Origin of the sequence: Bacillus sp. FSL H8-0516 (genome assembly GCF_038635285.1) — a bacterium.
Lineage (GTDB): Bacteria > Bacillota > Bacilli > Bacillales > Bacillaceae > Bacillus > Bacillus safensis.
Genome location: NZ_CP152051.1, coordinates 3,591,553 through 3,605,214, shown reverse-complemented (window position 1 = coordinate 3,605,214; position 13,662 = coordinate 3,591,553). Strand labels below are relative to the sequence as shown.

General features: G+C 39.2%; 10 protein-coding genes and 1 pseudogene. 5 read left to right on the top strand and 6 right to left on the bottom strand.

From position 1 onward, the window contains the following. Positions 1–18 precede the first annotated feature (18 nt). Complete coding sequence (locus MHB67_RS18290) at positions 19–642, top strand: CoA pyrophosphatase (protein ID WP_073208080.1); 624 nt, start codon at positions 19–21, stop codon at positions 640–642. A gap of 11 nt (positions 643–653) precedes the next feature. Here the strand turns inward: MHB67_RS18290 and MHB67_RS18285 are convergent. Together MHB67_RS18285 and MHB67_RS18280 are read right to left on the bottom strand one after the other, a co-directional pair. Further along, a pseudogene (locus MHB67_RS18285) lies at positions 654–1,137 on the bottom strand (DUF4188 domain-containing protein). A 4-nt stretch (positions 1,138–1,141) separates the two neighbouring features. After that, on the bottom strand, positions 1,142–1,693 hold the full coding sequence (locus MHB67_RS18280; protein ID WP_212047952.1) for a PadR family transcriptional regulator: 552 nt from the start codon (positions 1,691–1,693) through the stop codon (positions 1,142–1,144). Positions 1,694–1,873: 180 nt separating this feature from the next. Here MHB67_RS18280 and MHB67_RS18275 point away from each other — a divergent pair, with 180 nt between their 5' ends. The 4 genes from MHB67_RS18275 (at position 1,874) to MHB67_RS18260 (ending at position 7,328) form a co-directional block, all read left to right on the top strand. After that, on the top strand, positions 1,874–2,767 hold the full coding sequence (locus MHB67_RS18275) for a hypothetical protein (protein ID WP_151039569.1): 894 nt from the start codon (positions 1,874–1,876) through the stop codon (positions 2,765–2,767). 351 nt (positions 2,768–3,118) lie between these two features. Beyond that, entirely contained in the window at positions 3,119–4,978 is a 1,860-nt protein-coding gene (locus tag MHB67_RS18270; protein WP_103131829.1) for a beta-glucoside-specific PTS transporter subunit IIABC, read from the top strand. Positions 4,979–4,982: 4 nt separating this feature from the next. Beyond that, a complete protein-coding gene (locus MHB67_RS18265; protein ID WP_151039571.1) occupies positions 4,983–6,449 on the top strand; it encodes a glycoside hydrolase family 1 protein in 1,467 nt (488 codons plus the stop codon). Positions 6,450–6,479: 30 nt separating this feature from the next. Next, positions 6,480–7,328, top strand: a complete 849-nt coding sequence (locus MHB67_RS18260) for a PRD domain-containing protein (RefSeq protein ID WP_151039573.1) — start codon at positions 6,480–6,482, stop codon at positions 7,326–7,328. Positions 7,329–7,425: 97 nt separating this feature from the next. Here MHB67_RS18260 and MHB67_RS18255 read toward each other — a convergent pair whose 3' ends face one another. From MHB67_RS18255 to MHB67_RS18240, 4 genes are all read right to left on the bottom strand, one after another. Continuing rightward, the gene (locus tag MHB67_RS18255) at positions 7,426–8,604 is read right to left on the bottom strand and encodes a Rap family tetratricopeptide repeat protein (protein ID WP_151039575.1); all 1,179 of its coding nucleotides are present in this window, start codon (positions 8,602–8,604) and stop codon (positions 7,426–7,428) included. Between the two features lie 655 nt (positions 8,605–9,259). Continuing rightward, entirely contained in the window at positions 9,260–10,021 is a 762-nt protein-coding gene (locus MHB67_RS18250) for an ABC transporter ATP-binding protein (RefSeq protein ID WP_133744354.1), read from the bottom strand. Between the two features lie 13 nt (positions 10,022–10,034). Next, positions 10,035–12,362 (bottom strand): ABC transporter permease, encoded by a 2,328-nt coding sequence (locus MHB67_RS18245; RefSeq protein ID WP_151039579.1) that lies wholly within the window; start codon positions 12,360–12,362, stop codon positions 10,035–10,037. Next, positions 12,359–13,612 carry an MFS transporter gene (locus tag MHB67_RS18240; protein ID WP_151039581.1) on the bottom strand — a complete coding sequence of 418 codons (1,254 nt, stop codon included), beginning with the start codon at positions 13,610–13,612 and terminating at the stop codon, positions 12,359–12,361. Before MHB67_RS18240 ends, MHB67_RS18245 begins: the two co-directional genes overlap by 4 nt. Between the last annotated feature and the right edge of the window lie 50 nt (positions 13,613–13,662).

Below are 13,662 nucleotides of genomic sequence, written 5' to 3'. Positions count from 1 at the left end.
AGAAAACAGGTGATGTCCGTGTTCATTGATCAATTAAAAAATGACTTACATCAATCACAGCCGTTGTTCATTGGAGAAGAGACAGCGTTCAAAGCAGCAGTCCTTATCCCTTTGGTGCAAGTAAATGGAGAATGGCATATATTATTTGAGGTACGATCGCTCACCATGAGAAAACAGCCGGGGGATATTAGCTTTCCTGGGGGCAAGCTTGACGGCAGCGAAACTGCACAGGAAGCTGCACTGCGAGAAACACATGAAGAGCTGGGCATTCCGCCAGAATCGGTCGAGATCCTTGGACAGCTTAGTCCTTATATCGCTTCTCCATCCTTCGTGGTATACCCATATGTTGGTATCATTGATGAGCAAAAAGTGAAACACTCCTTTAATCAAGAAGAAGTAGAGGAGACTTTTACCGTGCCTCTATCATGGCTCAGCCAATATGAGCCGTACTTGCATCATGTATCCGTTCAGCCAACACCAGGCGAGGACTTCCCTTATGAAAAAATCATGAATGGTGAAAAATACAGCTGGGGAAGCCGTTCGATTGAGGAATGGTTTTATGATTACAAAAACTACACCATATGGGGATTAACAGCCCGCATATTAAAGCATTTTGTGACCGTTGCAAAAAGAAATTCCTAGAGAATCGCTCTCTAGGAATTTGTTGTATTCAGGCGTTCCTTCGCTGTTTGTTGTCCTTTACTGATTGAAATAGGGGATTTTGCTTGGCCCAGTCCGTAGGAAGGCATGTTCACGTAGATGGATTCATACGAGCCGGCTTGAATTTGGTACGTTTCATGATAAATTCCGACCGCGTCATTATTTCGTGCTCTTTGGTTAAATTCTTTCCAAGCAGCCAAATGCTTCTTTCATCTTGGCATAGGCAAGGAGGTCATCGGTTGATTTCCAATATTGAATCATCGCTGTCGTGCGTAATCCGAAGTAATTCTCTGTTCCAAGAAACCCAAGCTCATCTTGATGGGTATACAGCTCCTTGATCATGCCAGGCATTGCCATGAACACAGGCAGCCATTGATGAATGGCCCAGCGTTTGTTGATCCTCATTCCGATAATGAATACAACAATCGAATCAGAATTGTCCGTTGTAAATCTGCCAGCACGTATGACTTTTTTCATTCATTTACCCTTCCTTCTTCATCGAATGGAATGTGTCCACGCACCAATCAATGCCTGCTTGAGCCACTCTTTTCCCATAATCTAAAGTAAACAGCCAATACTTCGCATCCGCTTCATCTGGATAAAGCTCTTGAATGTTTTGTTCAATTGACACATAAGTTTCATAACGAATACGGAGCTGCCGCTCATAATCCTGTAAAAGCGCTAGTTTCTTCTCAAACGAAAGATATTGACCGAAGAATAACTTTAATAACACCTCATTACGCTCTGTTGGTAACTGATCGAGCGGCTGCGCCAGCCACTCTCTTAACGTATCCAGTCCTTTTTCAGTCAAATGATATTCCCGCTTGTCTGAGCGGCCAGAAGTAGCAGCAGGTGAAACTTCCGCAAGGCCTTCCTCGACTATTAACTTTAAAGCTGGATAAATTTGTCCATAACTGATTTTCCAAAAATGATGCAGGCTTCTATCAATTAATTGCTTCACTTCGTACCCTGACTTACAATCAGTCGTTAAAATACCTAAAATCGCATACGTCGTATCATTGTATTTTTTCATGTCAGCACACCTATCTAAAAGATATATCATTTAGATATATAATATGCGATATCCATTGGTGATACAAGAGGTTTTAGAAAAAATCCAATGAAGGAGGTGAAGAGATCGCTAGGAGATGCATCACAATATATTGATAGAAAAAATAAAAATCCGTCAGATCAATGATCAGAGGAGGTATGTATGAATAGATCAAAAATCTGGATCGTAGCAATTTTAGCGGTACTAGTCATCGTTGCTGTCAGCTGGATAGCATACCAAGCAAATGCAAAAAATAGTGTATTGAACAACTATTACGCCTTTGTATATAAGACAAAGGATCAAGTGAACTGGTTCAAGTTAACGGAGAGAAAAGGGAAAGTCACTGGTTATCTGAATGAAACCATTTTGGAGGAAAACCCAAAAAGACATTTTGATCCTAACCTATTTATCAACAAATATAAATTAACTGGTAAAACTGTTGAAAACGGTTACGAATTTCAAGTGAAGCAAGAGAAAGAGACGATCACATATAAAGTTCACCTTGATGAAAAAGATCTTTCTGTGAAAAAACAAGGTGAAAAGCAAAGCATCATCTATAAAGCAGTTGATCAAACAAAACTACGTGCTGTTCAAAAGGACATTCATGACCGATATGATGAATTGATGGAGGACTCTGAGAATAGATTCCATGATTATGTAAGAAACTTTATTAAGAAAGTAACAGGCGCTTATGGTTATCTATATACAGCGGAGGATGGTTCATACCAGCTATTTCTAAAAGTAAAACGGATGTATATGCAGTCTGAATGGGCAGGTTCTTTTTTGATGAGAACGGTCCCAGGAGATGGTGGTGAACCATATAAAGAAACGAAACATACAGCCGGTGGTGTTTCAGATGGGATAATGTTTGATTTGAGTACTTATCCTGCAATTGAAAAGGGGTTTATTTTAGGGGAAACTGATCGAGATGCAACATCAATTAAATTTCCTTTTAAAATGGCAGGCGGTACAATAGAATTTAAAGCTGTCACGAAAGAGGAATATCAAGAACAAACGGAAGCATTCAAAAAGCAGGCTGAAGAAAAGAAAAAATAGATGATGATAAACCAGATGGGTCATTTTAAACTTATCTGGTTTTTAGATGGAAGTAGTTTTTGGTGAGTGATAAAAGGATATTTATTGTATAAAAAAACAGGAAGGTTATTTCAACAATGAAAGAAGAGTAATTTGGGTATATAGACCTTAATAATTTTTAGAAAAATAAATGTTGACGCTTTCATATAATCAATATATACTAAAAACAAATCCAATATGAATAAATTAGACATGTGACTGGTCATGCAGGCAGGATCTAAAAACGATGAATTTCTTTTATTTGTCGTTTTAGATCCTTTTTTTATTGCCAAAATATAGGTCTCGTGTATGAGAAAAGGGGGAGAAGAAAAAATGAATTACACACAAGTTGCCAAAGACGTTTTACAGCATGTAGGCGGCAAAGAAAACATTGCGCACCTTGAACACTGTTCAACAAGGCTTCGCTTCACACTAATCGATCAGAAAAAAGCAGATGTACCAGCACTAGAAAAAACACCAGGTGTTATAGCTGTCAGAATGTCAGGACAATGCCAAGTAGTCATTGGGAATGATGTCATTGAAGTGTATCAAAAGGTAACTAGTTTAATAGGCAGCACCTCATCAAGCCAAGACGTGCCATCCAACCAGCCAAAAGAAAAAAGAAAAGCAGGCACAGTTCTGTTAGATTTCATTGTCGGTGTCTTCCAGCCGCTTGTACCAGCTATCGCAGGCGGAGGAATTTTAAAATCATTTCTTCTCCTTTTCTCTTTATTAGGCTGGATGGATGCAAAGGGACAAACCTATCAAATACTGAACATGGTAGGTGATGCACCACTTTACTTTCTGCCTTTACTAGTTGCTGTAACGACGGCGAATAAACTAAAAGTAAATCCACTGGTCGCTCTATCAGCAGTCGGTGCGCTCCTTCTGCCGAACATGACGGCGATGCTTACAGAAGGTGCGCAATTACTTTCATTCGATGTAAAAAATATAGCTTATGCATATCAAGTGTTTCCGGCAATCCTTTCTGTATTGCTTTACGCGAAAATGGAAAAATTCTTTACACGGTTTTCACCAAAACCAATTCGGATTTTCTTCGTTCCGATGATGTCATTGGTCATTACTGTACCAGTTACGCTACTTCTGTTAGGACCGATTGGTTTTACAGCGGGGCAAGGCTTTTCATCTATTATTCTTGCGATGTTTAATACGGTAGGCTGGGTAGCTGTCGCAATTTTAGCAGCGGTCCTCCCATTCATGGTTGCTTCAGGCATGCACAAAGCAATGGTCCCTTATGCAGTCACAACGATGGGAACCCTTGGGAAAGAAGCACTTTATTTACCGGCATCACTTGCGCATAATATCGCGGAAAGTGGAGCGTGTTTTGCTGTGGCACTTCGAACAAAAGACAAGGTACTCAGATCAACAGCCATTTCGGCAGGAATATCAGCCTTTTTTGGCATCACAGAGCCGGCGCTGTATGGTGTGACACTGCAAAATAAGCGAGTCCTTGGAAGTGTTATGATGGGTTCGTTTGTTGGCGGGATTTTCATTGGTTTAGTTGGTATACAAGCCTTTGTGCTTGTTGGCCCTGGGTTAGCAAGCATGTCGATGTTTATATCAGATGAGCTCCCGCGAAATTTGATGTTTGCTATCATTGGAGCGGTCATTTCGTTTATTGTCGCCTTTATCGCTGCTTTTGTATTAGGTAAAGATCGAACTGTAGAAGAAAAGACAAAGGACCAAGCTGGGTTTGCTGAAAAAATTGGAGCAGGAGAAACATTCAAAAGCCCTGTGATTGGTCAAATGATCTCTCTATCTGAAGTGAAAGATGATATTTTCTCTTCAAAGGTCATGGGAGAAGGAATTGCCATTGTACCTTCAAAGGGAGCACTTTATGCACCAGTAGATGGAGAGGTAACCTTACTGTTCGAAACAAACCATGCACTTGGTATGAAGACGGACCATGGAGTTGAAGTATTATTCCACATCGGCATTGACACCGTTCAGTTGGAAGGACAGTATTTCCATCCAAAGGTGCAGGCTGGAGATCGTGTTCAAGCGGGTGATTTATTGATTGAATTTGACCTAGAAAAAATCATGGAAGCAGGGTATGATCCAGTAACTCTTGCTGTAGTCACAAATACAGATCAATATGATATTAAGGTACAGCCATTACAAGAGGTCAATCGTCAAGATACATTGATGGTTGTTACACAATTAGGAGGCTAATCATATGAAAAAAATCAAAGGTTTTCCAAAAGGATTTTTATGGGGCGGCGCCATTGCTGCTAACCAGGCAGAAGGCGCCTGGAATATAGATGGAAAGGGACCGTCTGTTGCAGATATTGCAATGTACCGTTCCAACTTGAGTGTAGAAGATTATGAAGGTCATCTTGCTGTTACCACTGAAAATATAGATCGTGCGATGAAAGATCCAGACGATAAAAAATACCCAAAGCGCAGAGGTGTTGATTTCTATCATCACTATAAAGAGGATTTGGCTCTCTTTGCTGAAATGGGATTTCAAACACTTCGGATTTCTATTGCGTGGAGTCGTATCTTCCCTACTGGAGAAGAAGCGGAACCGAATGAAAAAGGGCTGCAATTTTACGAACGTGTCTTTGCAGAAATGAAAAAACACAACATAGAACCGATCGTGACTCTCTCTCATTATGAAATGCCTTTAGCCCTTAGTGTGAAATATAATGGCTGGGTTGAAAGAAAAGTAATCGACCTCTTTGTGAAGTTCGCCAATGTTTGTTTCGAACGTTATAAAGATGATGTGAAATATTGGCTCACCTTTAATGAAATTGATAGTATTCACCGCCACTCTTTCATTACAGCGGGAATTATTCCTGATCGCTGCCCAGAAGGAAAAGTAGAAGAGACGGTGTACCAAGCACTTCATCATCAATTTGTCGCATCTGCTCTTGTAACAGCAGATTGCCATCGTATCATCCCAGGCAGCCAGGTAGGATGTATGCTGACAAAATTGACAACGTATCCGCATACGTGCCACCCGAATGATGTGGAACAAGCTTTGAAACAAAACTTAGAAAACTATTTCTATGCAGATGTTCAAGTATTTGGCGAGTATCCACCAATGATCAAGCGCATGCTTGAGAGAAAAGATATTCATATTCAAATGGAAGCAGATGATCTAACCATTTTAAAAGAAAATACAGTAGATTTTATCTCATTTAGCTACTATATGTCTTTAACGGAATCAGCCCAAGAAGGATTAGAAGAGACAGAAGGGAATACCATTCGTGGAGTCAAAAACCCTTATCTTCCTTCAACTGACTGGGGCTGGCAAATTGATCCGGTTGGTCTAAAAATTTCTTTGATCGAATTGTATGATCGCTATCAAAAACCTCTTATCATAGTCGAGAACGGCATGGGTGCAAAGGATGTAGTTGAAAATGATGGCTCAATCCATGACGACTATCGAATTAACTATTTTAAAGAGCATTTCCGTCAAATGAGAGAAGCCATTGAAGAAGGCGTCGATCTCTTTGGATATACGAGCTGGGGCTCGATTGATATTATTAGTGCAGGTACATCACAAATGTCAAAACGTTATGGCTTCATTCACGTAGATCAAGATGATGACGGGAACGGGACATTAAAACGATCTCGAAAAGACTCATTTTATTGGTACCAAAAAGTCATTGAGACGAACGGAGAATCGCTTGATTGAACACCACAATCATGAAAACAGGTGATGACGATGTTTAAAATCAAAAAAGTTTTAAACTCGAGTGTGGTCCTGGCTGAAGATCAGAACCAACAGGAGATGGTTTTGTTCGGCCGAGGAATTGGCTATGGACAGAAACCAGGTCAAATGATAGAAGAGAAAAAAGCGGACCAAGTCTTTATGTCAGTCGATAACATGAGAGCAAAAGAATTTCTTCAACTGTTAGATTCAATGCCGCAGGAATTAATCGATTTAACTCAGCACATCGTCAAATATGCAGAAAAACGTTTAAACTCAAATTTAAATTCAGGTGTTTATTTTACCTTAATGGATCATTTGAATTTTGCAGTGGAACGTCATAAAAAGAATATTAATATTACGAATCGCGTGTATTGGGAAATCAAAAATTACTATACAGAAGAATTTGAAGTAGGAAATTACGCACTTGAGTTAGTCAATGACACATTGGGCATACAATTACCAAAAGAAGAAGCTGCCAATATCGCCTTTCACTTAATTAATGCATTAGGTGAAGAGTCCGAGTCGAAAGATGGTATGAAATACGCCAAGATGATCGGAAGTATTGTCAATCTTGTGCGCTATACGTTGAATATGGAAATGGATCAAGAGAATATTCATTACAGCCGGTTCATTACACATGTGAAATTCTTCGTAGAAAGATTTTATGCTGATAAATTATTATCAGATCAAGAAAATGAGTTATTTGAACAAATTGCACACTTATATCCTCAAGCGATGGATGTTGCTTTTAAAATCAAAGACTATATTAAACAGGTGCATAGTATCGTCATTCCTAATGATGAGCTTACTTATCTTGCGGTACATATACACCGCCTCATATCTTATCAGCAACTAAAATAAATGTGGAACCACTTGCCTTGATGAGGCGAGTGGTTCTTTGTATGACCAATGTTTATATTAAGTTCCGATAGGTCGTTCTGTTGTACCAGGATTGCCATCATTTAATGAATTGAAAGCCCCTGTTTGTCCTAAAACAACGATGGTCAAAGTGATAATCAATAAACTCATTTTTTTCATTAGAATTCCCCCAGTCAATGATAGGATGTTTCATGCGATCAGCTTCCTTTAAAAAGAGATAGGCTTGATGAATGGCTCCCAGCTCTTCAAAGTGTTTTGCAGCTAATGCACTTAATTCACAGACTCCTTCAGCATCTTTTAATTTTTTAAGAATGCTGATTTCATCGAAACAGGCTTGAGTTTTTTGAGCCATATCTTCAGTGAAATATAGATGGTAAAGCAAATTCATTTTTGCTGTATAGATGGGGCATTTCTCTGATTCATGTTTTTGGTTCACCAATTCGAAGTAATAGAGAGCTTGTGTCCTTTCATCGATAGAAAGCAGCTCTTTCATTAACATGTACATGGAGTGATGAAAGTAACACGAAGAGAGATAGTCTTCATCACTAAGAGCCTTTTCTAGGGCATCAATACATTTTTTTGATTCGCCAGCTTCGGCGTACAAAATGCTGATATTATGATAAAGCTGTGATGTTAGAAAATGATCATTGAGACTGTCTGCGATGTGTAATGCTTTTTTGTAGTAGTCTTCTGCTCTTATAAAGTCACCAATGTCCATATAATTAGCAGCGGCGATCACAAAGGCTGCAGCTAGTCTTCTCTCATATCCTTCATGACTTTTGAAAATATCAATAGCATTCTGAATATAGTGTAGAGAAATCAGGCTTTGACGAAGTAGCATATATAAGTTAGCGATTTTCGTATGAAATTCTGCTACTTCTATTTCATCAGGAATGTGTTGTAGTTTTTTCTCGGCAATTTTAAACAGTCCAATGGCTGATGCATAGTCTCTTTTATATGAAGCGTAAAGGGCTTTGTACAGGTAAAAATAGTATTCAATTAAGTCGTTTGTTTTAGAGGGGCAATCTGGCTCTGGTTGTTCCTTCAGTTTTGTACCTCTCCGTTCATATAACATGAGTTTATACTTGCCTTCTAGCAATGAGTAATAGGTCAAGACTTCCTGATTTTCTTCCATTTTTTGAAGTAATTCTTTTAATTCTGTATACATTGCTTTTGCACTGTGTACATCATGCTTGCGAATTGCAATTCTCCAATCATTTAAACGATTCCCCACCTGTTCAGCAGAAATGATAGCCATGGAAATTTCACCTCTTTAAGATCCTTTCACCTGTTTCATAAAAAACGATATCACAATTTTTGGTAAAATATAATCGTTTCTGTGAAGAGATTGACAAGAGGTAATAAAAAGGACCTAAGGTCATGTGATGTACGATATTGTAAGGGTGATTGCTTGTTAGCACAAATGAATAAAATCTCTTTTTGGAAATCTAAAAAAGGGATATATACAATGGATTTTGTGATAATGAACGAAAATATCACTCGTATATTTGGAATAAAGAAGTTTTAGCTATTTCAGAGGGAAAATGGAAGGTCGATCTAGGAAAGAAAATCATGTATGATGTTGCTAGATCATGAGATAAGAAACTGATAGATGCAGCCAAATGTAAGTATTAAACACAAACTCAGCCCTTTAGAAAGGATGTTGAAATGAAAAAAAGATTTCAAAGTTTAAATAGACAAATCACAGTCATTATCGCGACTCTGTTACTTGCTTTAGTGACTCTTTATATGTCAAAGAGATACTTTTATGGCAAAGAAATTGAGCTGTTGACAGAATCATGTCAACAAGCTGGCGGCAAAATCATCTTAGAAACAAATAGTTTGTCTATGGATTACTCCTTTGAGTGCCAAAAAAAGTAGAACAGGCAGTTTTCTGCCTGTTTGAACTCAGATTAAAAACCTAAATCTTGCAGCCATTGATTTAATCTCATTTCTCGGTTCTCGGCAGTTGAAAGGTCATATCTTCCTAATTGTAAACTGTCTGCAATTTCTCCGTCATTCATAAACATGATTTTTTCAGAACGAAGAGCCACCTTGGGGTCATGTGTGACAAGCAGCAGTGTTGCTCCTTCAGCGTGTACTCTTGAAAAAATATTCATCACTTCCTTCGTTGTACTGGAATTAAGAGCACCTGTTGGTTCATCAGCAAAAAGTATGTCTGGTTCATTCATGAGCGCTCGGCAGATAGCGGCTCTTTGAAGTTGTCCTCCTGATACTTCTGTCAAATATCTATTTGCCAAATGGTCAATATCAAGTTTTTCCATTAAATATTGAGCTCGTTCATTCAATTTTTGTCTTGGCTTTTTCTTTGCTAAATAAGCTGCAGCAATGATGTTGTCAAATAGATTAAGATTTTTTAATAAATGGCTGTGCTGAAAGACAAACCCCATCTCTGTTAAGCGCAGAGCAGTTAACTGTTTGTCTGTCATTTCTGATAGTGATCGGCCTTTATATTTGATCTCTCCTGTTGAAGCTGTTTCTATGCCGCTAAGCTGATAAAGTAAGGATGTTTTCCCGCATCCAGAAGGTCCCATAATGGTCACGAATTCTCCACGCTTTATCGATAAATGAATATTCTTAAGAATCGTTTGTTTCTGTCCTTTTAATGAATCGATATGCAATGACAATCGCTTCGTTTCAATCAAGTGTTCCATGTGAAACATCTCCTTATAAAAGTGTTTGCCTTGTCGTTGGACTGGAAAAAAACGTCTTCAATAACCAGGTGGTCAAAGCTAAATTGACAATAACTAGTGTAACGGGGTACACAACTGACACCCATTGTGGTGACAGCCACTGAAGGCTCGACGCCCCTAATGATGCTCCACCGACACTCATCAAAGCAGGACCAATGGTATTGACTGCAATTGTTCCAATAAGGGCGCCAAAAGAGAGAACAACGAGAAAACTCGTTATATATTGTGCTGTTATATCTGTTATAGAAAATCCAATTGTTCTTAGCATGTGGTTTCGGCTCGAATCTTTTGCCTTTAACATGTGCAGAAACATGAATAGCATTAAGCTGGCGGTTCCAAAGGCAGCTAATGCAGCAAAAAATGCAATGACTTTTACAATAGCTGCTGTGCTGCCGATCGTTTGATGAACGTATTCTTTCATATCTGTCACTTTTGCAGGAGATACCTTTTTTTCAAATATTGTCTTTTTCTCTGCAATATTTACTCCTAGCTTTAGTTGGATTTGAATGGTTTGCCAAAGAGCTGTTTGAGGAAATGGCTGTGATATTGCTTTTGCTGTTTTGCCCCCATTGGTTACGTCCTGATAAATACCTGTTACCGTTCTTTGGATTTCATGCCCATTATTCACGAGAGTGATTCTTTCTCCTATCTTTTTCTGAAGTGAATCTGCATTTAATACGGATAAGGCAATTTCTTCATTCTTTAAAGGCTGCCGCCCTTTTAAATAGGTGAGAGGAAATGCTGAGAGCTCACCTGTTTCTAAGTAGAGCGTTTCTAATGTGTTCTCCTTTGATTTCACCTGAAGAGAAGTAGTTTTATAGATGGCTGCTGTTTGTATGCTCTGATCTTGACGAATCATTGATTCTAGTTCGTTTGTATTTTTCGCTAGATGATTTCCTTGGCGTATATCCATTCGAAGGTCACTTTTACCAGAGCCAAGGTATGTGATGAAATCCGGTGATTGTAAGGTATGCCATAGCTGAATAGGCATGAGCATTAAAAATGTACAGAGTGCAATAATACAAGAAATCGTTGTGTACAACTTCTTTCGTGATATCAGGTCTTTTAAACCAAGCCAAATATTGATCGGTATGAACCTGTTTTTCTTAAGATGCATAGGTATTCTTTTCTTTTGACTCGGTGAATTGATAACGCCTTGAAGTGCTTGAGCAGCTGATATTTGACCAAACTTTCTTAGGACAGCATAGCTGCAAGAGATGACGATTATTGCCGTCGCAATAGAAACAAAAAGCGGGATTAACCAATGAGCAAAAGAAGGCTGATTCCCCATGTAACGGTGAATATTGGTTGTAAACATATCACCAAATATAAGCGTTAACACATATCCCGCTATACACCCTGCACAAGCAAGCGCGGCATACTTACCAACGTATAATTGCTTGATTCTTGTTAAAGGGATCCCAAGCACCTTCAGTATGCCAATTTCACGTTCATCCTCTTCTATTGAAGCCGTCATAGCAAGATGGAGTGAGAGAAGGGCTATACTGATGAGCAGCAGGCAAACAAGCAGGAGAATGGCAATGACCATTCCATCTGTCAATGCATTCAGCATACGCAGTAAAGGTAGTGTGACAGATGGACCTTGTTGTGGCAGCTGTGATGATTGATAGATTGCTTGAAAAGCATCTGTCTGCGAGGCATCATGTAGTAAAAATTCGATTAAGTACTCTTTTTGTTGAAACACTTGATTTATTGCATCCCAATCCTCGTTATGAAGAAGAAATCTTTTTGAACTGACAAGACTGGGGTTCATTTGTGCATCTCGCAAGAACGCTTTGATGCGAAAGATGAATTGATTAGCTCCTTTCTCAATCAGTAATGTTTCACCTATGTTAAGCCGATACTTTTGTTGAAAATAAATTGGGACAGCCACTTCACCTTTATTGACAGTGAGCTTTTCGTTTTGTTCATTTAGAAGAAAATCAAAGTTGCGATTTTGCTTCACAAATAAATGATCCATCACACCTGCTTTGGCAGGCTCATGTCCGAACCTGATGTTTGCATGTTCAATTGGTATCATTGGGACGATTTGATGGGCTTTTACTATGGATTGCTTGCTCGAAAATGCTTCAATGTCTTTTTCATTTAGGTCGCCTTCATGCATTTGGACAAAGTCTGGCGCTTTGGCAGAATGGAGCAGGTTAGAAATGGAACCATTCAGCTGTACGATCATTTGAGCTGCACTTGCTGCGAGAAATGAAGTCATCATGATGCAAATGGTTAAGCCGATTGAAATGAGACGGTGTCGGGTTAAGTCTTTCTTTATAAACGCTAATCTCATGAGGCTGCTTCTCCTTCATGCTGAAGCATATTTTTTGTTAAGCAGGCTAGTGCAAACATGAAAGTACTGACGATGAGCACCGTCACATACATGGTGGCTGAAAACGTATTGAACAAAAATCCATACATCATTTGGCCAAGCGGAGCAGCACATTGAGAAACCATTGTCAGATTGGCCATCACTTTTCCTAATTGATGATTTGGTGTTTTCTTTTGAACATGTGAAATCACAACGATTGAGATCATAGTTAGCAGCATAGCAATTGGAAGACATCCTGCTAAAAAGAGAAAATAAGCTGGATAAGTACCAAATTGAAGAGCTATTTTGGATGTTGAGAACGCCACAGGCAGCAAGATGACTGCGATGACAAGAAGCCAGCGATATAAAGTAGGAATGCGCCAATGCTTCGCTACAAGTCCAACTAGCAGAGCCCCTGCGATGACAGCGAACTCAATCAAGCCCATGCCTATTCCATACATGATGTCACTGCTCTTCATTGTGACCCTTAAAATGATTGGACCCCCAACAATAAAAAATGGTGTAAGGATGAAATTTAACATTGCAGCAAGCAGCATGGCTCTTTTTAAAAATGGCTGGCTGCCAATATAAGAAAATCCTTGTTTCATATCTTTTATGAGCACTTTGCCCATAGACTCTGTCAGCGGACTAGGGGAGAAGGAAATGTTTAACCTTAAAAGCATGCAAGCTGATAGAAAAAATACGATGGCACTTGCACCGATGATGGATTGGCTTCCAATCATTCCGTATAAAACTCCTCCGATAATAGGTGCGAGAACACCTGAAAGTGCCTGAACGCCATTGACAATGCCGTTTGCTTGTTCTAATTGCTCTTGTTTCACTAGCTGTGGAATGCTGGACATGACAGCGGGAGCATAGAACGTACTCATCACGCCAAGCAGTATCATGACAGCTCCGATCATATAGAGTGAATCATTTCCCGAAAATAACCAAAAATAAAAGGCAAGAATCATCATGCCGGTGAGGACATCAAATAAAATCATTAAGTTCCTTCTGTTAAACCGGTCAGCGATTGCACCAGCTAACGGGGAGAAAAGGAGCGGGATATTGGATAAAGCGAAAAGTAAGGCATATAAATCAACTCGATGCGTCATATCCAATACGTGTAAAGATAGAACAAACCGAATGAGAGAAGATCCGAAAACGGAAATAATCTGCCCGAGAACGAGGTAGATAAAGTGGGATGACCCTCTTTTGGATAACAAAGACATGAATATCACTCTCCTTTTAGACCGACCGTCAGTCTATAATGTATGCAGGA